This window comes from Arcticibacter eurypsychrophilus, assembly GCF_001730525.1.
Lineage (GTDB): Bacteria > Bacteroidota > Bacteroidia > Sphingobacteriales > Sphingobacteriaceae > Arcticibacter > Arcticibacter eurypsychrophilus.
The window spans coordinates 40,383-62,306 of the sequence record NZ_MDFN01000013.1 but is presented as its reverse complement, the minus strand read 5'-3'; the positions used below and the strand labels follow the sequence as shown (position 1 = coordinate 62,306).

Sequence of the window (21,924 nt, the reverse complement as noted above, 5' to 3'; positions counted from 1 at the left end):
ATGCTAAATAAAAGCAGATATTTGCATTCAATCATCAAAGAAATAAATATATGCCGAATTTTGTTAGATTAATAATAGGTTTTGCCTTATTAGGTGCAACTGTTGCTTTAATGTTCTTTAGTTTCTGGGGAACGGGAGTTCTTGTACTATTGTTGTCTATTCTTGTTTTTGTCACCTTCTTCTTTAACGAAAAGATGCTGATCGCACAATACTACCTGCGGAAGGAAAATATGGAGGGTGCTGGAAAGTGGCTTAAGATGATTAAAAATTATGAATCTGAACTATTAAAAGCGCAGCACGGTTATTTTCACTTGCTAATTGGATTAATAGAATCTCGCAAGGCGCCTTTGCAGTCTGAGAAATACTTTAAGAAAGCACTGACCTTAGGTATGACGATGGATCATAATATTGCTTTAGCAAAATTAAGCCTGGCAGGAATAGCTATGGCAAAGCGCAATAAGAGGGAAGCGACTATGTATCTGCAGGAAGCTAAAAAAGCAGATAAAAATAAGCTTTTAGCGGAACAGATAAAAATGATGAAAGATCAGATGGTGCAGATGGACAAACAACAGGTCCAAACCAGAGGATTCAGACCGAGATAATGAAAAGGTAATCAAATAAATAAGCAGTTAGTTCTGCTTATTTATCATCCAGATGATCAAAGTAATTTTCTCTTGGAGAATTCACTCTTTTACTGATGATGTCTTCCTCATCATTGTATTTTTGAGAAGAGAAAAAGTGTTCTGCCTGTATTCTTTTTAAAAGTGTGCTGATCAACGAAAGATCAAAATCGCTTTTACTTAGTTTAATCAGATATTCATTTTCTGTTATTTCAATGCTTGATAAATTCATATTACGTTATTTTATAACAATAATAAGAAAGGCCTGTAAACTCTATGTTTACGGGCCTTTAAGTTTAAGTTAAGTATTTTATTTATGCAAACCATTCCAGCACCACTTCCTTGGAAGGAATAGTGATATCCAGCTTTAGTTTTTTACGCATTCCACCCAAATCATTAAACACCTTATTCGGATTTGCCGCTTTTAACTCTTCCACGGTATTGAATCCCATTTTTAGCAATACAGGAACCCATTCTGTAGGAACGCCCAGAGCTTCATAATCAGCAATGGAAGCCACCTTCATTTTCTTTTCTGTACGCATCTGAGGAAAGAAGAGTACCTCCTGAATCGTACTCTGATTCGTCATCAGCATCACCAGGCGGTCAATTCCAAACCCCAATCCAGCAGTTGGCGGCATTCCATATTCCAATGCTCTCAGGAAGTCCTCATCCGTTGCCATGGCTTCTTCATCTCCACGATTGGCAAGCAATAGCTGATCTTCAAACCGCGCACGTTGATCAATAGGGTCATTTAACTCTGAATAAGCATTAGCAATTTCCTTTCCATTTACAAATAGCTCAAATCGTTCAACAAGGCCTTCTTTACTTCTATGTTTTTTGGCCAAAGGTGTCATCTCCAATGGATAATCAGTGATAAAAGTAGGTTGAATTAAATTTCCCTCCACTTTCTCTCCAAAGATCTCATCGATCAGTTTGCCTTTACCCATAGATGGGTCTGTTTCAATCTTCAGATCAAGACAAACCTGTCGTAAGCCTGCTTCATCTAGTTCTGAAACATCAATACCGGTATATTTCTGGATGGACTCAAACATGGTCAGCTTCTCATAAGGACCGGCGAAGTCTATTTCATAAGTGCCCACTGTTACTTTAGAGGAAGCATGTATGGCCAGTGCAACTTTCTCCAGGCACTCTTCCACCATGCCCATCATCCAGATATAATCACGATATGCGACATAGATTTCCATAGCAGTGTACTCAGGATTATGCGTCCGGTCCATTCCTTCATTCCGGAACATTTTACCAAATTCATATACCCCATCAAATCCTGCTACGATCAGACGTTTTAAATACAATTCATTCGCAATACGAAGGAACAAGGGCATGTCCAATGTATTATGATGGGTCTTAAATGGTCTTGCAGCCGCACCTCCATGAATAGGTTGCAGAATAGGCGTTTCCACTTCCATCCATCCCTGTGCGTCAAAATAATTACGCATGGTACTAATCACTTTGGAGCGTTTGATGAATATTTGCTTCAGATCAGGATTAACCGTAAGATCCACATAACGCTGACGGTACCGCATTTCAGGATCAGTAAATCCATCAAATATATTTCCTTCCTCATCGCGTTTTACGATAGGAAGTGGTTTAAGCGATTTAGATAATAACTTGAGTTCTAGTACATGGATAGAAATTTCACCAGTTTGGGTAGTGAAAACAAATCCCTTTACACCAACAAAATCCCCAATATCCAATAGCTTTTTAAACACCGTGTTGTAAAGTGTTTTATCTTCCCCCAGACATATTTCATCCCGTTTAATGTAAACCTGCATTCTTCCTGTGGAATCCTGAAGCTCTGCAAATGAAGCACTTCCCATAATCCGGCGACTCATAATCCGACCAGCAAAGCTAATGTTCTGATATAAAGTTTTATCCTCAGGGTAATTTTTAAGGATCTCTTCAGTAGTAACATTTACTTCATAAGCTTCAGCAGGATAAGGATTAATCCCTAAATTGCGGAGCTGTTGTAAAGCCTCACGGCGTATAATTTCCTGTTCGGACAAACCAATACTCATTATGTTGTAATTTTTGCAAACTTATGTAAAATTCAGGTATAAGCATTACTCACCGAAACTTTCCTCCATATAGAGTGTGTCAATATCCTCTGCATATTTTTTCTCTATAATTTTTCGCTTTGCTTTTAAGGAAGGCGTCATCTCGCCAGCTTCTATAGAAAACGGGTTCCGTTTCACTTTGAACTGTTTAATCCGTTCGAATTTAGCAAGCTCATTCGAAAGCCTTTTAATATCCTGACCAATCCAGGATACCACTGCTTCATCTTCTATAAACATGTCAGGCTGCAGGAAAAATTCATCCTTGTAGCCAAAAGTTTCCTGCAAAGCCTCTCTTGAAGGAACAACAATCGCCGTAATGTACTCCCGTTTATCTCCGATAAGGAAAATTTGTTCAATTTTATTGCTTTTCAAATAGGTGTTTTCTACAGGAGTAGGGTAGATATTCTTCCCGTAAGAGTTAACCAGTATATTTTTTATCCGATCTGTTATCTTCAGATTTCCTTCATAAAACTGACCTACATCACCAGTATGAAACCAGCCATCCTGATCGATCACTATCGAAGTTTCTTCTGGTTTATTCCAATAGCCTTTCATTACACAATGACCCCTTACAATAATTTCTCCTTCCGGAGACACAAAGTCCTTGTTGAAAGTAAGATATGTTTGTATGGTATAAATTTTCTTGCTTTCTACGTTTTGAATCCCAACCTCAATACCCGGAATAATCCGGCCAACTGTACCATAAATCTGCCGGTCAAATTCAGTAACGGACATTACTGGTGATGTTTCTGTTAACCCAAAACCTTCGAGTACTACTATATCCAGATTGCCAAAGAATTCCCCTACATTTTTAGGTAAAGCAGCTCCTCCGGAGATAAAGAACTTTAATCGCCCCCCAGTTTTAGCCTTTATTTTGCTGAACACCAGTTTACTAGCAATAGATTGTTGCATGCGCAGCAATATACCTGGTTTGTTACCCTTTTCTTTCTCTTTTCTGAATTCTTCCCCAATTCTCAAGGCCCAACAAAAAATCTTCGCTTTAAGCCCACCATCTTGCGTTCCTGTTTTAATAGACTTGTCATGGATTCGCTCTAAAAGTCGCGGCACACAAGCCATGATCGTCGGTTTCACTTCTTCCATATTCCGTGCCAGCAGCTCCAAACTTTGAGCAAAAGCGATTTTACAGCCCTTTGTGCAGCAAATGAGGTAACAACAAGTTCGCTCAAACACATGGGAAAGAGGTAAGAAAGATAGAAACAAATCATCCTTGTTTACCACGGTGATCATTTCCAAACATACCCTTGCATTTTCAACAAAATTGCCATGAGTCAGCATCACCCCTTTAGGGATCCCAGTAGTTCCGGAGGTATAAATCAGCGCGGACAAGTCAGTAGGTAATATCGCTTCCCTGCAGGCATCAATCTGTTGTTTACGGTCTTTCAGGCATGCCTTACCTTCCTCTATTAACTGATTAAAGCCAATGACTCCCGCAGTAATATTCAGATCTTCTGTATGTTTATCGAAATCATCAAAGGTTGGAATAATGCGTTCCAAACAAGGACAATTATTAGTGATTTTTAGGATCTTTTTAAGTAAAAAAGGAGTACCGACAATAATGGTCTTTAGTCCGGCATCATTAATAATATATTCGATTTCACTTTCCGAAAGAGTAGGGTAGATTGATACATTTACCCCGCCAATTTGCTGAAGTCCCTGATCATAATACACATAGGCAGGAGAGTTTTCAAGAATCAAACCCAAACGGTCCCCCTTTGAAATACCCATCCCTAAAAAATAGGAAGAAACCGCATCTGCCTGATCAAGTGTTTCCTTATAGCTGATATTAAGCCATTTATCGTCCACCTTATCGATCAGGAAGGTGTTAGTTTCAGGATGGATATTTGCTACTACATTACGCAATAGGGAGGGTACAGTATTATATTTGCTTTTAAGGTGCATCTAAGTATAATAGGTAAGAAATACAAGGTACATAAATTATGTTTTATATACGAAAAGGGGCATAAAGCCCCTTTATATCTAAAATCTGGTATTTTTAAACGGAAAAACTTTCCCCACAACCACACGTGCGTGTGGCATTCGGATTAATAAAATTAAAACCTTTACCATTTAAACCGTCTGTAAAATCGAGTTCTGTACCAGCAAGGTAAAGAAACGATTTCATATCCAAGGCAATTTTTAAGCCCTTATCTTCGAAAAACTGATCATCAGATTTAGTTATGTTATCAAAATCCATCTTGTAAGACAATCCTGAGCATCCGCCACCCTGAACAGAAACCCGAAGGAAGTAAGACTCATCATAATTCGATGTTTTAATCAAATCGTCGATTCTAGCTTTTGCTTTCTCTGTTACTGTTATCATGCTGTTTTATTTACTTTTTAATATCTGCAGAATAGTAAGGGATGTAGCCGTTTTTCTATGCTGTATGTTTACAAATTTACAAAAAATTATACTTTATTTAACTCATTTTCATCTTTATACATCTGCCAAATCGGAGAAATTGCTCTTAAATGATTTACTGCGTTTATTATTTGTTCAATCGTATAATCAATCTCCTCTTCCGTATTAAAACGGCCAATTCCTAATCGAATAGCCGAATGGGCAAGATCATCAGATAATCCTAAACTTTTTAATACATAGGATGGCTCCAATGAAGCAGAAGTACATGCTGATCCCGAGGATACCGCAATGCTTTTCAGCGCCATCATCAGTGCCTGTCCGTTTACATGTTGAAAAGATATATTCAATACATTTGGTAATCGCAGATTTATGCTTCCATTTACAAAAGAAGCTTCAATCTGCAAAAGAGCCTTTTCCAGCTTATCCCTTAAAAAACAGATCCGCATTGCATCTGAATTCATTTTTTGTAAACAGAGTTCCGAAGCTTTACCCAACCCAACGATACCAGGGACATTCAAGGTTCCCGAACGCATTCCTCTTTCATGACCACCACCATCAATCTGAGCCGTGATTTTCACTCTGGGGTTTTTCCTGCGGACATATAAGATGCCTACTCCTTTAGGACCATACATTTTATGTGCAGAACACGCCAGCAAATGTATGCCATCCGCCAGTACATCTACAGGCACTTTACCTACAGCCTGTGTGGCATCACAAAAAAACAACAGATTATGTTTTTGCGCAATCTCAGCAATCTCTTTTATGGGTTGAATAACTCCCGTTTCGTTATTTCCATACATGATCGCAATCAGTATAGTTTGGGGCGAAATCGCCTTTTCCAATTCCTGAAGACTGATTAATCCATCTTTATTTACTGGTAAATAAGTGACGTTGCCGCCTGATTGTTCAATATGCTTACAGGTATCCAACACCGCTTTATGTTCCGTTAAACAGGTAATAATGTGATTGCCTTTACTTCTGTATGTTTCATATACCCCCTTTATGGCCAGATTCACAGCCTCTGTAGCCCCAGAAGTAAACACCAATTCAGTCTCCTGCGCGTTAATCAGAGCAGCAATTTGTTTCCGTGCATGATCTACAGCCTCTTCGGCAATCCAGCCAAAAGAATGATTCTTGCTGGCAGCATTACCGAACTTCTGCATAAAATAAGGCAACATCGTTTCAAGCACCTCAGGATCCATCGGTGTAGTCGCATTGTTATCCAGATAAACAGGAAGATTCATAGTTTGTAGTACAAGTTAAAACCAATCCAAAGTTACTAAAACAAATGCTTTAGTCATTTTAATGGCGCATAAAGGGGTCATAAGTTTGACATAATGAATGATTATTCTATATTTGCAACTTAAACCGGTAAACAATTTAAACAAATGGTGATTACATTTTGATGTAATGAAAATTTGTTTCATATTTGCGCCCTGAAAAAGTTTAGATCATGAAGGCTGATTTGCATCCAAAAAATTATAGATTAGTTGTTTTTAAAGATATGTCAAACGACTATTCTTTCATTACAAAATCTTGTATTGACACAAAAGAATCCATTAAATGGGAAGACGGTAATGATTACCCTCTTATTAAATTGGAAATTTCTCATACCTCTCACCCGTTTTATACAGGTAAGATGAAGCTGGTAGATACTGCCGGTCGTATCGATAAATTCCGTACACGTTATCCTAAAAAGTAATATTTATTAAAATATTTTTTAAAAGTCCCGGTATACAGCCGGGACTTTTTTTATTTTTGCCCTAATGACCATTATCTTATTTGATGATTCCGCACGCGATAGTCTGTTACCTTTAACATACACGCGGCCAATAGCACTATTAAGGGTTGGCATACTTACAATAGCTAAAAAATGGGCTAAATATCTTAAAAGTGATACAGCTTATCTAACGGTGCCCTATCTCCAGGAGAAATTTCCATTTAATCCTACGCCCGATAATATATTTATTAATGGATCTGTCTGTCCGGATGATGCACTCCTGGAAGCCATAACTGCGCTCAAGGATGGAGATGCCCTATATACGCAGGAAGTCTTAATCGCCGTAAAAGGAGGGGTAGCACAAAGTGGTATTCCCGATCTTAATCTGGATGGCTTTAAACTAATCCATTACCCGCTTTCCATTACCCGCCTCGTTTATCCCGAACATATCTTCTTAAACAATGAGCAGGAGATTATCCGTGACTTTAAATTACTGACCAGCAAGCGGAATTCAGCCAGTCTAAGCGGTACAAATACGATACTTGGGGATAATATTTTTGTAGAAGAAGGAGTGGAGGCAGAATGCAGTATTTTCAATACCCTCAACGGACCCATCTATCTCGGTAAAAACGCACAGATCTGGGAAGGCAGTATGATGAGGGGAGCTTTTGCTTTATGTGAAGGGTCGCAACTCAAAATGGGTACCAAGATTTACCCCAAAACCACAATCGGTCCTTTTTGCCGCATAGGAGGCGAAGTGAATAACGCAGTCATATTGGGTAATTCTTCCAAAGGTCACGAAGGATATCTCGGTAATTCAGTAATTGGCGAATGGTGTAATATGGGGGCTGACACCAATAATTCGAATCTTAAAAATAACTACACTGACGTCAAATTGTGGAATTATTCCACAAGTCACTATCGAAATACAGGTTTACAATTCTGTGGTCTTGTGATGGGCGATCATTCAAAGTGTAGTATCAATACCATGTTTAACACCGGAACAGTAGTCGGAATTTGTGCCAATATTTTTGGTGCTGGATTTCCTGCTAATTTTGTACCTGACTTTTCATGGGGTGGCGGAAAGCATAGTATTGAATACCGTTTAGATAAAGCCATGGAAACTATCGAACGCGTATTCGACCGCAGAAACAAAGACCTGGATGACATAGACAAAAACATACTATCCGAAGTATTTGATTTAACCAAACATTATAGAAATTTTAATTAAAATTATGAGAAAGAAAATTGTTGCAGGAAACTGGAAAATGAACCTTGATTATTCAGCAGGACTAAGTTTGTTCTCTGAAGTGCTAAACATGGCTAAGGATGAAATTATCGGCGATCAATTGCTAGTGGTTTGTCCTCCAAGTCTTTATGTTTACAGTTTAAGCCAAATGGCTAACCAGTCTACTAACGTAAGTATTGGCGCGCAAAACTGTCACCAGGCAGAATCAGGAGCTTATACAGGTGAGATCTCCGCTTCTATGGTGAAATCTGTAGGTGCCGAATATGTCATCTTAGGCCATTCAGAACGCCGTCAATATTTTGGTGAAACTGATCAGTTATTAGCTGAAAAAGTAAAAGCAGTTATTAAAACCGGTTTAAAACCAATCTTTTGTATCGGCGAAACTTTGCAGGAAAGAAATGCGAATAGTCATTTTGATGTGATCAAAAGACAACTTGCTGATGGTGTATTTGACTTGCCAGCAGGCGATTTTTCTACCCTTGTATTGGCTTACGAACCAATTTGGGCTATTGGTACAGGTGTAACAGCCAGTCCGGAACAAGCACAGGAAATCCACGCATTCATCCGTAAGGAAATTGAAGCCAGATACGGTGATGCTGTAGCTGAAGATACTACAATTTTGTATGGTGGAAGTTGCAACCCTAAAAATGCAGCTGAGCTTTTCTCTCAGAAAGACATTGACGGTGGATTAATTGGTGGAGCTGCACTTAAATCACGCGATTTTACCGATATTGCTAAAGTTTTTAATAAATAAAAATTGGATTATTACGAGTTTGTATTTAAAGTAAAACCAACAGACGAAGTACATCAGGACCTGCTTATCCATTCATTAGGAGAAGCAGGTTTTGACACTTTTGAAGAGTCGGAAACCGGATTTAAGGCCTACATTTCCCTGGATCAAGCTAAAAGTCTGAACATTGATGAAGTTTTATCTCCATTTAAGGAACAGTTTGACTTCTCGCATGAAAGAAATCTGATCCCTGGAAAAAACTGGAATGAGGTATGGGAAAGTAACTTTGAACCCTTAACGATCAAAGACGCCTGTTACATCCGTGCTACCTTTCATGCGCCACATCCTGAATACCCCTACGAGATCGTAATCGACCCTAAAATGGCCTTCGGAACAGGGCATCATCAAACCACTGCCATGGTCATGGAGTTTATCTTAGAAATGGATTTCAAAGATAAACGCGTATTAGACATGGGTTGTGGAACCGGTATTTTGGCCATATTAGCTGCAAAAAGAGGAGCGACAGATCTAACCGCTATAGATTATGATCCGCTGTGTTATGATAGTACCCTGGAGAACACAAGCCATAACGGTGCAGGTTTCATCAAGGTCCTATTAGGGTCAAAAGAAGCCATTCCAGCGGTTCAATATGATTATCTATTGGCCAACATCAACCGGAATATCTTATTAGACCAAATGGAGCGTTATTCTGAGGCTCTGGTAAAAGGCGGAATATTGATCCTAAGTGGATTTTATAAAGCCGACTGCGAAATTCTGCTGAAGGAAGCCAGAAAATATTCGCTTATTCTCGTTGATCAGAAACTGACCGATGATTGGGCTTCCCTGAAATTAGTAAAAGGATAAATTTAATTTTTATGCGCGTACATTTTATTGCAATCGGAGGTAGTGCAATGCATAATCTTGCTATTGCACTTAAATTAAAAGGTTACCAGGTAACCGGTTCAGACGATACCATTGAAGAACCTTCTGCATCCAGACTAAAAAAGCATGACATCTATCCCGCTAAAATGGGTTGGGATGCCAGCCGCATTGATACCGGCTTAAGGGCTGTTATTTTAGGGATGCATGCGCGTCCAGATAACCCTGAGCTCTTAAAAGCACAGGAGCTGGGAGTTAAAGTATATTCATATCCGGAGTACATATTTGAACAATCGCGCGATAAGAAGCGTGTTGTAATTGGCGGAAGTCACGGAAAAACAACCATTACCTCCATGATTCTGCATGTATTACATGCATGTGGAACCGACTTTGATTACCTTGTAGGTGCCCAGCTTGCCGGGTTCGAGACCATGGTGAAAATTACAGATGCCCCGTTAATTATCATTGAAGGGGACGAATATTTGTCGTCACCAATAGACAGAAGGCCTAAGTTTCATTTATATCATGCTGATATTGCCGTTTTAAGTGGAATAGCCTGGGATCATATCAATGTATTCCCTACGTTCGACAATTATGTAGAGCAGTTTAGTTTGTTCCTTAAAACGATGGAACCCGGAGGAACAATTTTCTATAACCAGGATGATGAAACTGTACAATCTGTTATAGACAAAGATCAGTCACTGCTAACCAAACAAGGATACACTGCTATTGAAAGTGTCACCCGGAAAGGTATCACTTACCTCAACTACAAAGGGAAAGAAGTTCCTTTATCCGTATTTGGTGCTCATAATTTGTATAACATGGAAGCTGCTCATTCCGTTTGCAAAGCCCTTGAAATAGCTGACGACCAGTTCTATCAAGCTATCGGAACCTTTAAAGGAGCATCCAGAAGGTTGGAGCTTTTAGCCAGTAGTGGAAATACAGCCGTTTACAAAGATTTCGCTCATTCCCCTTCTAAACTTAAAGCAACCATACAGGCAGTAAAGGACCAGTTTGAAGACCGCGAATTGGTTGCCGTTATTGAATTGCATACTTTTAGTAGTCTAAACAAGAATTTTCTGGCCGAATATAAGGGCAGTATGGATCGTGCAGATATCCCTATTGTGTTTATAAACAAAAAAACTTTTGAAGAAAAACAGTTGGAACCATACGACGAAACAGTCGTTAAAGAAGCTTTTGGTAATAATAAGTTATTATTTTTTAACAATTGTGAAATATTGGACGAGTTTTTGAGTTGTATTAATTATAAAGGGAAAAACTTGCTTCTTATGAGTTCTGGAAATTTTGGTGGTTTAGATTTAGATCGTATCGCTCAACGTACCATTGCTCAGGCAAAACAATATAACATACAAACATGAACACTTTAGGAAAGAAAATCAGACTTTTGCGCCACCAGAATGGCTGGAGTCAGGAGGATGTGGCGAAACGGTTGGATATTTCAATTCCTGCATTTTCAAAAATTGAAACGGGAATTACAGATATCAATTTATCCAGACTCGAACAAATTGCAAAGTTATTTAACTTATCAATCATTCAATTACTTACTTATAACGATACTGAAGAACAGGAAAAATATATTTCTGACCTGGAAACCAGTAATAAAAAATTAAGGGAGCGAGAATCTGAAATTATTGCATTACAAAAAAAGATCATCGATCTATTCGATGAACTCAGACAGACTAAAGTATTGTCTTAATAATGTTCCCGATAATATTATCGGGAACATTATTTAAAATATTTTACGCATAGTTACATGTCTTTTTCCAAAAGAAGCACCAGTGGCTTCATGTAACGAAAGCATTTTGTCATTAAAGTCACCTACCCAGGACAATTCCAGTTCCTTATATTGGTTGCGTGGCAAAACATACTCGCCAAGTTTAATAAACAAGGCTGATTCCAGCCCATGTTTCTGATAGGCCTGTTTTGTTCCCATCACAATTGCACGCATACGCGAAACCCCTCTCCATCTGAAATAGAGAAACTTCAATTTTTCAATAATGCCTAATTTGCCCCTAAATGATTTGATTATTTGGTTTGCATCAGGCAGAATAACTACGAATGAAGCAGGCTCATCGTTTACGTAGGCAAACCATATGAGATTAGGCTCCATGATGATCTTCATCTGATTAAAGGTTTCCATGATTGTAGAATTCTTAATCGGTACGAAGTTCTCAAAGTTTTTCCACGCATCATTATAGATCTCCATGAAATCTAAAGCAAATTCATCTAATTTTTTTGGATCTAATGGCTTGAACGTATAACCAGGTTTTTTAATTACCCAATTGGCTATTTTTGTAAAACGCTCAGGAAAAGGTTTACTCAGGTCCAGATGATTCGTAATTTGTTCATACAGCGCTTCAAAACCGTAATTAGTAAATAAATTCTTGTAATAAGGATGATGATAATTCATCCCGTAGGAAGGTTGAGTGAAGCCCTCTACAAGCAATCCCCAAAAAGTATCATTCTCACCAAAATTAATTGGGCCATCCATGGCTTGCATACTATTCTCGATTAGCCAAGCTTTTGCTGTGTCAAACAAAAGATCTGCCGCAAGCTGGTCATCTATACATTCAAAGAAACCAATTCCACCCGTAGGCTGTGCATAAGTAAAAGCTTTTTCATTATTAATAAAGGCAGCAATTCGTCCTATAGGATTACCAGATGCGTTTTTTAAAACCCATCTGGTAATCCTGCCATGTTTATGAAAATTGTTCTTCTTCGGATTAAAAACAGCCTCAATGTCATTATCAAGAGGGGATACCCACACGTTACAGTCCTTGTATATGATTCTCGCTACGTCTAAAAATTGCTTCTTTGCTTTTTTTTCTTTTACTTCAGTAATAATCATATTTAACAGGTTGTCAGGTGTGTCCTCTGCATGCATCGGTTTGCAGATCCTGAATGAAGACGATGCGTAATAATTTTCAATGTTTAATAATCATCATCCTCATCGAAGTCGCTGAAGTCATCCAATCCCCCAATGTCGTCAATAGGGGTATCAAAATCATCATCGTCATCGGTAAAAAGTTCGTTATTTAATTCTTTGGGGTCAATTACTGAATTTTTCATAATGCTCTGTGCTCTAAATTTTTTATGGCGTAATCAATAAGTTCAATCCTTGTAGCTCCACATAAAAATAGCAATAAATCAATAAATTAAAATTGTTTTATTGTGTTCGCTGAATTAAAAAAAAACCTTTCCTTAATAAGGGTAGGGCTTATTAGTCATCCTTGTAGTTTCCTATCTCGTTAATCTCTGTGGGTAAGTCTTTTAATTGCGGAAGTTCTGCAAAAGTGTTAATGCCAAAGTGATCCATAAATAGGGTACTGGTACCATATAAAAGTGGTTTCCCCACACTTTCAGCCTTTCCTGTAATCGATATCAAGTCTTTTTCGAGCAGCTTTTGTATGGTATAATCACAATTTACGCCTCTAATCTGTTCGACCTCTAATTTAGTAACCGGCTGCCGGTAAGCTATTATAGAGAGCGTTTCCATGGCAGCCTGACTTAATTTTCTTTTAGACCGGTTTATCTGGAGTTGATTGATACTTTTATAATACGCAGGTTTAGTTAAAAACTGATACCCACCGTTTAAAGCGACAAGTGTCAGGGCAAATTCAGGCTGATCATATTTTTGTTTAATTCTTGCGATCATGCTTTCAACCTCCTCCTCTGATAGGACTTGTTCATGAACATCCAGCAGTATAGGGCAAATATCCTTCGCAGAGATACTTTGCTCTGAGGCGAATATCAAAGCTTCAACATGTAAAATTAGATCTTCCAAAGCGAATAAAGGTACGAAAAAGAAAAAACGGAGGAGGCTATAAACAAAAAAGCGGTGAAACTTTTGGGAAGCTTCAGCCGCTAAACACACACTTAGATAAAAATATCTTAAATTTCTTTACATCCTGCGATGAACAACACAAGTATAAAGTTTGGCCATTGAATTTTTATTTTCGAATGAGTAATCGGTCATTATGAATGAGTAAACGGTTTTAAAGGAATTTTAACACGTACCAATGTACCCCCTGATGCTATTTGAGCCACAGAAATAGAAATACTGTCCTGATTGAATTTATTTAACAAACTGATGCGTTGCTGAGTCAATTTCATTCCCCTGCTTACATGATCACTGCTTTTTGAATTGATGGAGTTGTCTATTCCCACTCCATTATCCTGTATAATTAAAAGAAGCTCTTGCTTGTTATTCGTCAACGTTACGATAATCTCCCCTGGATTATCCATGGGCATCAACCCATGCCAAATTGCATTTTCAACATAGGGCTGTAACAGCATAGATGGGATATAAGTCTCCTGCAGGTCGATGTCCGTATTCATCTGAATGCTATAGCTCATTTTTTCACCAAAACGCAACTTTTCCAATGAAAGATATAACTTCAGATAAGAGAGTTCTTCTTCTACACTGATATAGCTTTTCGTACAGATATCCAGATTTTTTCTAATCAGTCTGGCAAAACCCGTCAGGAGCTGGTTCGCCATCGTATTATCCTTGGTATTAATGAAATACTGTATGGAGTTCATCACATTGAAGATGAAGTGAGGATTCATCATCGCTTGTAAGGCTTGCTGCTCCAAGGAAATAATGTGTGACTTCACCAGGAGCTCCTCTTTTTCTTTATTTTGTTTAACCCGATAGTAATAGCGGATCAGAAAAAATAAAGTGAGTGTCACCATTAAAAGTATAGCCACTATAAACCACCAGCTTTTATAATAGGGACCGCTGATATAAATAACCAGCTGAGTAGGCAATGTCCAGGCCGAATTCATACTTCTCGCCCTTAATTCTAAACAATACTGACCTGGCTCCAGTGCACTAAATTCGATGGTTTTCTCAATAGTTTCAGTCCATGGCGAACTTTTATCCAAGCGATAACTATAGATTACCTCCCGGGGATGTGTGTAATCCAGACTAATGAAATTAACGGTAATGTTGTTTTGCTTATAGTTTAAATCCTTAGCCTCTTTTAAAGTAATCTGATCTTTATTCACCTCAATCGACCTGATGATAACATTAGGCAAAGAAAGTTGTTTAGCCCGTTCGGTTTCTTTAAAAATAGTCAGCCCACTGTTACTTGCCACATAAGCAGTATCATGATCCACATATAAATCATTGATCTCGTTAGAAAGAAGGCCGTTTTCAGAGTTGTAATTTGCGATTGAATAACCGGAAGAATTAAATTTTATTTTACTGATCCCTTTACCCGTAACCACCCAGGCAGCCTGGCCTTCCACAAACAAATTTTTACAAATATTACTGGAAAGACCGTTTTTAACGGTAATAACGTGGATTAGTTTAAAGTTTTTGAGAACCAGGACGCCGAAACCATACGTTGAACAAACGATCATGTTTCCAGGGATTTCGGCAACATCTGTAATCCGCTGATTGAGCAGCGGATATTTTTTATATAAAGCTTCTAATTTCCCAAATTTATAATAATGTAGGCCCTGTAGGTTTGAAAACCATAATCCGTTAGAGGAGTCGTAAAAAACACAATACGCTCTATTGGGGAAATTTGTTGATTTCAGTAAGTTGGTAGGTGGATAGGAGGACCCTTTTTTTAAATTTTTATTTAAAATGTACACACCTGAGGCTAAAGCAACAGCTATTTTGTTTGAATTGCTCACGCTAAATGATTTTAATGCGTAGGATACCCATTTAGGATCATTTAAATAATGTTGATATTCTCCATTCTTTTGTATCTCAATCAGGCTGTTTTCAGAGCCGTACCAAAAAGAACCACTTTTTTTCTCAAAGAAAAAGTCCTGAACCGGATTATATAAATGATCAGAATGTAGTACGAATTTCTTTATTTTACTCTGCTGAATGAGATCTACATTCCCGTCATTGTAACCTAGAATAAGCTTGTCATTAATTTTATATACCTGATTAATCGCATTTGCTGCCAACCCATCTGCTTCTGTAAAATGCCGGATAAAGTTGCTATGATAAGGCAGCATAAAGATGCCGTTTCCTATGGTCGAGAACCATGTATTACCTTGCTTGTCTCGTAAGATATGAGATACCGTGTAATTGTTTAAATAATGTTCGGGTTGCTTGTCAAATGATTTGTAGTGGTATAAACCCTTGCCCATGGTGCCGATCCACATCTCCTTTTTATCCAGGAGGAAACTCCCCACATCTAAACCCTTTAAGCCTTTGATCTTTGCCAGAGGAATGGCTTCTTTTCCACGGAGCTTAAGAAGCAGTGTGGCCGACAAGAAATATACTTCATTCGTTGTCTTTTCGTGTGTGATAGATTTGGATGAAAGAGGATAGTCTCTAAGTGGAGTTTTAATGAATTTATTATTTTTATAAAAAAACAAGAAGTGTTCCGAAAGAGCAGCTACTTGATGCTGAAGTGTTTCAAATAGAAATGCATTGACAAAGGAATGCGTAGGGGAAGAAAAGAAGCTAACTTTATTTCCTGGATCTATCGAGAGGATATTATTTCGATTAGTTGAAAACCAAAGGCGATGAGTAGAGTCTTCAAAGAAAGAAGTGTAACTCCCCTGACCCGCAGTTTTTTCTAGTACCGGATCATTACTTGCATTATAAAACTTACCATTCCAGTAGTAGCTCAGCTTACCATTTAAGGTCAAAAACCAGATTTTTCCTTTAGAATCCTGATGGATCTCAAGTACTTCATTATCAGACAAGCCATTGTCCATTGTAAAAAGCTCAAAGCGTTCCCCGTCAAACCGGTTGACACCGCCTTCCGTGGCGATCCAGATAAAACCTTTCCGATCCTGAAATATAGAATAGACATTCGAATTTGCTAAGCCATCTTTAACCGTATAATTTTTAAAATTCAAGGTTTCGGCAAAAACGGTAATACTGCTTAAAAATAGCAGGCTAAGTAATAAGTACCTGATCAACACTTTGAGACAAATATCATTAAAAAGCCGATCCATGATTACATGATTTTCTTGAAATATAATTTCGATTTTTCCTGGAACTCATTGGATTTTCTTCTGGAAACAGGGAGATAGGTGTCATTTTTTAACACCACTTGTAGGCCGTTTTTATTGGAGTATTCCTTCAAAAAACTGAAATTCAGAATAATTGATTTGTGGATGCGCATAAACCCATTTGCTTCCAGTAAGGTCTCAAATTCTTTAAGAGGCTTTGAGGTAATTATTTTTTCACTAGTTTTTAAGTGAAATATGGAGTAGTTGCTGTCCGCCTCTACGTACATGATGTCTTTTATATCAATGACATTATATCCATGGGTATGTGAAATGGTAATTTTAGAAGACCAGTTGAAATCTTTTGTGTTTTCAGATAGCAAATCAGGATGGGAAAGAGTTCCTTCTGTCTTTTTTAGTGCTATAAGCTCATTTAGTTTTACTGCTTTCTGAACGGCTTCCTTTAATTCATCAATATCTATGGGCTTTAGAAGATAGTCCAGTGCATTCGCTTTAATGGCTTTTAAGGCGTATTGGTCATAGGCAGTGGTGAAGATCACCATGATTTCCTCGTCATGCAGCGCGGAGAATAGCTCAAAGCCATTTTCGCGTGGCATAGCAATATCTAAAAAGGCAAGGTTGACGGGATGCTTAGCTATATATTCGCGAGCTTGCTGAACGGACTGGGCAATATAGTCAACCTGAACATCCGGACAGTGTTCCTGAATTAAGAAATACAGTGATTTTCTGCTGTATTCTTCGTCATCAACAATAATTGCATGCAGGGCCATCGGATAATTTATGTGAAAATAGTTAAAATTATGGTGATTGAGGAAAATGGGTTTGAATGGAGGGGAGGAAAGGGTTTAAAGTGGCTTTTGAGGTGTGGTATATGTTTGGTTCTTTAAAGGAATTTCTTTGTTTTTTAATTGAAATTTCTTTGTGTTTTTATTAGGATTTAGTTTAGTAGTGAATGGTTGAGTGCTGGATTTGGATATAATGATTGCGGTAAGAATGCAATAAGCATCTAAGATGAGTCCGATGTGGGGTAGTATAAGTCGGACTTAGTATGGATTTTTATCAGTTTGTTTTTGCTCTGAATTATAATCATTGTAGCGATTATTTTGTTTCGATTACACTTTTTAGTTGTTTCATGTCTTATGCAAGAAGATTTGAGAAGAATTAACATTAGTTTAACTATAAAGATTTTGAAGTTTTTACTTTACAGAAATATATACGAATTATGGCAACTATAGATAATAAAAGAATGGTACATGGAACCGCAGGTTCTGTGATTTACCGTGAGTACCGGGGAAAGAACATCATCCAGGGGAAAGCAAAAGCATTTAAGCAACCCGAAAAAACGATCAGGAGCGCTACAGAATCTCTACAGAATTGCTTTCTAACTTAGATATACCATCAACGGTATACCTATTTTGATACAAGTTCAATTAAAATTATTCCTAATCGTAGTTTGGTTAGGGTTTTTCAATTCAAGTAGTTACGCACAGAAAATAAATTCCCAGGATACAGATACCCTTTTAAATGCAAGCGAGTTTTCGGCCTATAGACCCCCTGAAATAAAAGGATTGATTGTTCCGGCTGTTGCTATCGCTTATGGATTTACGGCACTGCATAATAAATTACTGGGTCAGCTTGATTTTAGTACCAATGCCGAACTGAGAGAAGACCATCCTAACTTTGCACTGCACGCTGATAATTACCTTCAATATGCCCCGATATTTGCGGTGTATGGATTGGATTTAGCAGGTATCAAAAGTAAACACAACTTGATAGATCGCTCGGCTTTATTGCTCATATCTGCAGCAATTATGAGTGTTAGTGTCAGCACAACGAAGTCAGCTACACATCGCTTACGTCCTAATGGCGATAATTACCATTCTTTTCCTTCGGGTCATACTGCAACGGCCTTTATGTCAGCTGAATTTCTTCATCAGGAATATAAGGATCAATCTCCATGGTATAGTATTATGGGTTATACGGTTGCTACGGCAACTGGAGCTTTACGATTATATAATGAGGCACATTGGTTTAGTGATGTGATTGCTGGTGCTGGATACGGAATTCTTTCTACTAAAATTTCTTACTGGATCTATCCTTTTATTAAATCAAAATTGTTTCCTAATAAACAGGTCAATACACTAATAAGTCCTGTACATCAACAAGGATATACAGGACTTATGTTTTTACGCCAATTTTAAGAAAATTAAAGATTAATTATTTCTTGCCTCCATTAATCATATCCGATATGATACCATTACTATCTTTTCTTTCGGCCATAATTACACCTGCAATATGAACTGAAATAAAAGCAATTATAGGATACATACAAAATCCGTGCAGTTCTTTTATGCTATGGCTCAATGGTCTTGGAATGCCCAGCTCGGTATGAAATGCAATTATTAAACCGGTTACAACCATAACGGTCAGGAGAAGATAGAATACTATATATAGAATCTTGACGGTTAATTCATGACGTACTAACCGGGTGCGTTGCCCGGTAACAAAATAGCTTTGATATACGCTTTTAATACTTCTAATGAATTTTTGATCTGTAAGCTGAAATGCCTCCAAAATAAGCCTGAATAAAAATAGTGCTGCAACGGCATACCCAAAATAAATATGCACACTCCATACCCGTTCTTCCAGTTCATGCGATAAATCTTTAGCAACTTGTGTCGCTTTCATCGCCGGTCCCTCAAATAAGGTTGAATTGATTAATACCGTAATTAACGATCCCGTGATAGCAATGGCATTCAGCCAGTGCCATAAACGGATTGAAGGGGAATTCTTTTTATTGTGAGGTAGATTGTCAACATCCTTGCGGACAGGTTCAATAATTGCCATGATTGAATTTTTAAATGAATTTAATTAAAGGTCTCATCTGACTACTTGATTTTCAAGTTTAATGAAATAATGTTGGATGTCAAACTTGTGGATCGACTATAGTGTCCATATCTTAATTCCAGCATATTCAAATGTTGCCAGCCAAAAACACCTTTTGGGGGTGCAAATCGAATCCCTGTACCATAGAAACTGCTGTTTAAAGTGGATAAATCATAGTCGGAAGTAAAGTATTGTGCAGCCGGTTCATGTTGGCCATAAGGTGCAAAATAGCGTGTTCCTTTTTGATCATTATACCTGTAAAAAGGACTGATCGAGATAAAGGAACTCAGTTTAATTGGTACTTCCAGTTCAGCGGTATGTGCCCTTATTCCCCAGTTATCCATATAATAGCGGTAAAAAGTACGGATGACAAATCTATCGCCAAGGAAATAATTCAGCCTTGCTCCGATGGGTAACTTATAGCGGTTGCCGGGTAGTGTTTCTGCGCGTAAGGAGCCATCAGTGAAGTAATTTCGCTGATATTTCGTTGCCAGTAAACCATGCTGATAAGCGGGTTCGACAATCAACTCAACTTGTAGACTTTTGTTGATCACTTGTGAGAGACCGAAAGAAGCGTTAAATGAGTTTCTTGGCTCTGTCCCCACACTCCGCGAGTCACCTTCTGACCCTGATCCATTATTGGTACCTCTCAATTCAACAGGTAAGATTACCGTCCATGTATCTAAAAAGGCCTGCAATTTGAAGTCAAACTGTCTGTTTTTATCCTTGGATAAACGGCTTAAATTAAATCCTGCACCTACGGATTGGTAATCATATTCCTGAGAATAGGAGCCGGTAAAGCCGTAAGAATTACCTGTTTCTTCATTCGAATGCGTCCAGTTTAGCGATGGATAAATCCGGATATCAGACATAGAAGCTGAAGAAATACTGTTCGGATCGATCTTATCTGATGACGCTGAGGTATAATGATCTACACCCAATTCAAATAGAAATGTATTTTTTTTTCCTTGCTTGTTGTATCTAGACAACTGCAAGTCGAATGTATTGGCAATATCTGTTAGCTTTTCAGTGCCAATACCACCGGTTACAGCTGAGTTATTGCCATCCTGATGATAGTAAGCCGAAACAAAATTAGCTTCATCGAAATGAAGTTTGCGTGATTGATAATGAGTGGTATCCCCACTAGGAAGTTGATGTGCATTTTGTGCATAAGTGCCGAACATACCGAGGTAAAGAGCAGCAATATACAAATAGAGCTTTTTCATGTTTGGATCAGATAGTTAATTACAGCCGCAACCTCCACCACTTTTACCTCCGTTAGCACCTGATCCGCCTTCGCGGTACAACTGGAAACTTTGTTCGAACTTTTGTATTTTTCGTGCTGATAAAGCCATATCAGCATCATTTAAGCGGTTTTTTTGATATGGCTTAACCGTACTACAGGCGCTTAGGAGGTTAAGCATCATTAGCCCTGCACAAAACAGGAAAACTCCTTTTTTTGAAAATTCCATATTAGCGTTTCACATTAATGTTTTTTGAAGTGTACATGCGGTCAAAATCGTCAATAATAATACAGGCTACTTGTTTAAGCTGGTTGATCAGGTCGAGTCCCACCCGTACACCCATTACCACAACTGGAGTAGCCATTGCATCAGCTAACTCGGCGCTTGGACCGAGTATGCTGACACTTTTAATACCGCTTACAGGTAAGCCCGTTTTGGGGTCAATGGTGTGCGAATACCTTTTCCCGTTTATAGTTGCGTACTTTTCGTAATTTCCGGATGTTGCAATTGCTGTATTACTGATATTTAATGAAGAAAATGGACGTGTAGATTGGTCTGGGTCTGCAATCCCAATTGTCCACGGAGTTCCGTTTAACTGTGTGCCCCAGGTAATCAAATCGCCAGCAGCATTAACTATTCCACTTTGGATGCCCAGGTTCTTTAAAACAAACATAGCTCGGTCGGCTGCATATCCTTTACCAATTCCTCCAAAGCCTATGCGCATACCAGCATGTTTCAACATGACCGTCGAGTTATCCGGGTCAACTAGTACATTTTGATAGTTAATCAGGCTCACAGACTTAAGGGCAGTTTCGCTGCTTGGTAAGCTAGTCATATTCAAGTCGAAATTCCATAAGCTTTTATCTATAGATCCATAGGTAATATCAAATGCCCCCTGTGTTAATTCGGATATCTTTAATGACCGCTGGATTAAATGAATCACTTCCTCATCTACCTGAACCGGTTTAATCCCTGCATTTTCATTGATGTAATTCGTCTGACTGGTATCTTTAAAAGTAGATAATAATTCTTCAATCCTTTGTATTTCAGCAATAGCAGTATCAATTGCTTTAGCTCCAGACTCCTTCGTGTCTGAAATTACTGTAAATTCAAACCGGTTGCCCATGAGTTTTAGAATTCGATTACTGGATACTTCTGCTGACATACCGGGT

General features: G+C 38.2%; 23 protein-coding genes. 9 read left to right on the top strand and 14 right to left on the bottom strand.

The window, feature by feature from the left end; all coding sequences use genetic code 11:
* Window positions 1-50: 50 nt before the first annotated feature.
* Complete coding sequence (locus tag BFL47_RS08805; protein WP_069659419.1) at window positions 51-602, top strand: hypothetical protein; 552 nt, start codon at window positions 51-53, stop codon at window positions 600-602.
* Between the two features lie 37 nt (window positions 603-639).
* Here BFL47_RS08805 and BFL47_RS08800 read toward each other — a convergent pair whose 3' ends face one another.
* The 5 genes from BFL47_RS08800 to BFL47_RS08780 all read right to left on the bottom strand — a co-directional run bounded on the left by BFL47_RS08800 (window position 640) and on the right by BFL47_RS08780 (window position 6,319).
* Window positions 640-852 carry a hypothetical protein gene (locus BFL47_RS08800; RefSeq protein ID WP_069659418.1) on the bottom strand — a complete coding sequence of 71 codons (213 nt, stop codon included), beginning with the start codon at window positions 850-852 and terminating at the stop codon, window positions 640-642.
* An 82-nt stretch (window positions 853-934) separates the two neighbouring features.
* A complete protein-coding gene (gene lysS, locus BFL47_RS08795; protein WP_069659417.1) occupies window positions 935-2,656 on the bottom strand; it encodes a lysine--tRNA ligase in 1,722 nt (573 codons plus the stop codon).
* 45 nt (window positions 2,657-2,701) lie between these two features.
* On the bottom strand, window positions 2,702-4,615 hold the full coding sequence (locus BFL47_RS08790; RefSeq protein ID WP_069659416.1) for an AMP-dependent synthetase/ligase: 1,914 nt from the start codon (window positions 4,613-4,615) through the stop codon (window positions 2,702-2,704).
* Window positions 4,616-4,709: 94 nt separating this feature from the next.
* Window positions 4,710-5,036, bottom strand: a complete 327-nt coding sequence (locus tag BFL47_RS08785) for a HesB/IscA family protein (protein ID WP_069659415.1) — start codon at window positions 5,034-5,036, stop codon at window positions 4,710-4,712.
* Between the two features lie 86 nt (window positions 5,037-5,122).
* Window positions 5,123-6,319: an IscS subfamily cysteine desulfurase gene (locus BFL47_RS08780; RefSeq protein WP_069659414.1), complete on the bottom strand. Its 1,197-nt coding sequence runs from the start codon at window positions 6,317-6,319 to the stop codon at window positions 5,123-5,125.
* 209 nt (window positions 6,320-6,528) lie between these two features.
* Here BFL47_RS08780 and BFL47_RS08775 point away from each other — a divergent pair, with 209 nt between their 5' ends.
* The 6 genes from BFL47_RS08775 (at window position 6,529) to BFL47_RS08750 (ending at window position 11,370) form a co-directional block, all read left to right on the top strand.
* On the top strand, window positions 6,529-6,777 hold the full coding sequence (locus BFL47_RS08775; RefSeq protein ID WP_040300094.1) for a type B 50S ribosomal protein L31: 249 nt from the start codon (window positions 6,529-6,531) through the stop codon (window positions 6,775-6,777).
* A gap of 64 nt (window positions 6,778-6,841) precedes the next feature.
* Window positions 6,842-8,026 (top strand): putative sugar nucleotidyl transferase, encoded by a 1,185-nt coding sequence (locus BFL47_RS08770; protein ID WP_069659413.1) that lies wholly within the window; start codon window positions 6,842-6,844, stop codon window positions 8,024-8,026.
* A 4-nt stretch (window positions 8,027-8,030) separates the two neighbouring features.
* Window positions 8,031-8,798 carry a triose-phosphate isomerase gene (gene tpiA / locus BFL47_RS08765; protein WP_069659412.1) on the top strand — a complete coding sequence of 256 codons (768 nt, stop codon included), beginning with the start codon at window positions 8,031-8,033 and terminating at the stop codon, window positions 8,796-8,798.
* 3 nt (window positions 8,799-8,801) lie between these two features.
* Window positions 8,802-9,638: a 50S ribosomal protein L11 methyltransferase gene (prmA, locus tag BFL47_RS08760; protein WP_069659411.1), complete on the top strand. Its 837-nt coding sequence runs from the start codon at window positions 8,802-8,804 to the stop codon at window positions 9,636-9,638.
* An 11-nt stretch (window positions 9,639-9,649) separates the two neighbouring features.
* Window positions 9,650-11,032: a UDP-N-acetylmuramate--L-alanine ligase gene (locus tag BFL47_RS08755; RefSeq protein ID WP_069659410.1), complete on the top strand. Its 1,383-nt coding sequence runs from the start codon at window positions 9,650-9,652 to the stop codon at window positions 11,030-11,032.
* Complete coding sequence (locus BFL47_RS08750; RefSeq protein ID WP_069659409.1) at window positions 11,029-11,370, top strand: helix-turn-helix domain-containing protein; 342 nt, start codon at window positions 11,029-11,031, stop codon at window positions 11,368-11,370. Before BFL47_RS08755 ends, BFL47_RS08750 begins: the two co-directional genes overlap by 4 nt.
* Before the next feature lie 33 nt (window positions 11,371-11,403).
* Here BFL47_RS08750 and BFL47_RS08745 read toward each other — a convergent pair whose 3' ends face one another.
* The 5 genes from BFL47_RS08745 to BFL47_RS08730 form a co-directional block, all read right to left on the bottom strand.
* Complete coding sequence (locus tag BFL47_RS08745; RefSeq protein WP_083257082.1) at window positions 11,404-12,558, bottom strand: N-acetyltransferase; 1,155 nt, start codon at window positions 12,556-12,558, stop codon at window positions 11,404-11,406.
* A gap of 47 nt (window positions 12,559-12,605) precedes the next feature.
* Window positions 12,606-12,743 carry a hypothetical protein gene (locus tag BFL47_RS19775; RefSeq protein WP_170827296.1) on the bottom strand — a complete coding sequence of 46 codons (138 nt, stop codon included), beginning with the start codon at window positions 12,741-12,743 and terminating at the stop codon, window positions 12,606-12,608.
* Window positions 12,744-12,894: 151 nt separating this feature from the next.
* Window positions 12,895-13,458, bottom strand: coding sequence for an SMC-Scp complex subunit ScpB (scpB, locus tag BFL47_RS08740; protein ID WP_069659469.1), 564 nt, complete (start codon window positions 13,456-13,458; stop codon window positions 12,895-12,897).
* A gap of 191 nt (window positions 13,459-13,649) precedes the next feature.
* Window positions 13,650-16,607, bottom strand: a complete 2,958-nt coding sequence (locus tag BFL47_RS08735) for a ligand-binding sensor domain-containing protein (protein WP_069659408.1) — start codon at window positions 16,605-16,607, stop codon at window positions 13,650-13,652.
* 2 nt (window positions 16,608-16,609) lie between these two features.
* Window positions 16,610-17,392: a LytR/AlgR family response regulator transcription factor gene (locus BFL47_RS08730; protein ID WP_069659407.1), complete on the bottom strand. Its 783-nt coding sequence runs from the start codon at window positions 17,390-17,392 to the stop codon at window positions 16,610-16,612.
* Between the two features lie 452 nt (window positions 17,393-17,844).
* Between BFL47_RS08730 and BFL47_RS19770 the strand changes: the two genes are divergently transcribed.
* Entirely contained in the window at window positions 17,845-18,012 is a 168-nt protein-coding gene (locus BFL47_RS19770; protein WP_170827295.1) for a hypothetical protein, read from the top strand.
* Window positions 18,013-18,037: 25 nt separating this feature from the next.
* Window positions 18,038-18,823 carry a phosphatase PAP2 family protein gene (locus tag BFL47_RS08725; RefSeq protein WP_245681331.1) on the top strand — a complete coding sequence of 262 codons (786 nt, stop codon included), beginning with the start codon at window positions 18,038-18,040 and terminating at the stop codon, window positions 18,821-18,823.
* Between the two features lie 16 nt (window positions 18,824-18,839).
* Here the strand turns inward: BFL47_RS08725 and BFL47_RS08720 are convergent, their stop codons facing one another.
* Genes BFL47_RS08720 through BFL47_RS08705 form a run of 4 tightly spaced genes read right to left on the bottom strand, consistent with a single transcriptional unit; the run spans window position 18,840 to window position 21,917 of the window.
* Window positions 18,840-19,469, bottom strand: coding sequence for a cytochrome b/b6 domain-containing protein (locus BFL47_RS08720; protein ID WP_069659406.1), 630 nt, complete (start codon window positions 19,467-19,469; stop codon window positions 18,840-18,842).
* 41 nt (window positions 19,470-19,510) lie between these two features.
* The gene (locus BFL47_RS08715; protein WP_069659405.1) at window positions 19,511-20,734 is read right to left on the bottom strand and encodes a DUF3570 domain-containing protein; all 1,224 of its coding nucleotides are present in this window, start codon (window positions 20,732-20,734) and stop codon (window positions 19,511-19,513) included.
* Window positions 20,735-20,749: 15 nt separating this feature from the next.
* Entirely contained in the window at window positions 20,750-20,980 is a 231-nt protein-coding gene (locus BFL47_RS08710) for a DUF4266 domain-containing protein (RefSeq protein ID WP_069659404.1), read from the bottom strand.
* A gap of 1 nt (window position 20,981) precedes the next feature.
* Window positions 20,982-21,917, bottom strand: coding sequence for an FAD:protein FMN transferase (locus BFL47_RS08705; protein ID WP_069659403.1), 936 nt, complete (start codon window positions 21,915-21,917; stop codon window positions 20,982-20,984).
* Window positions 21,918-21,924: the final 7 nt, after the last annotated feature.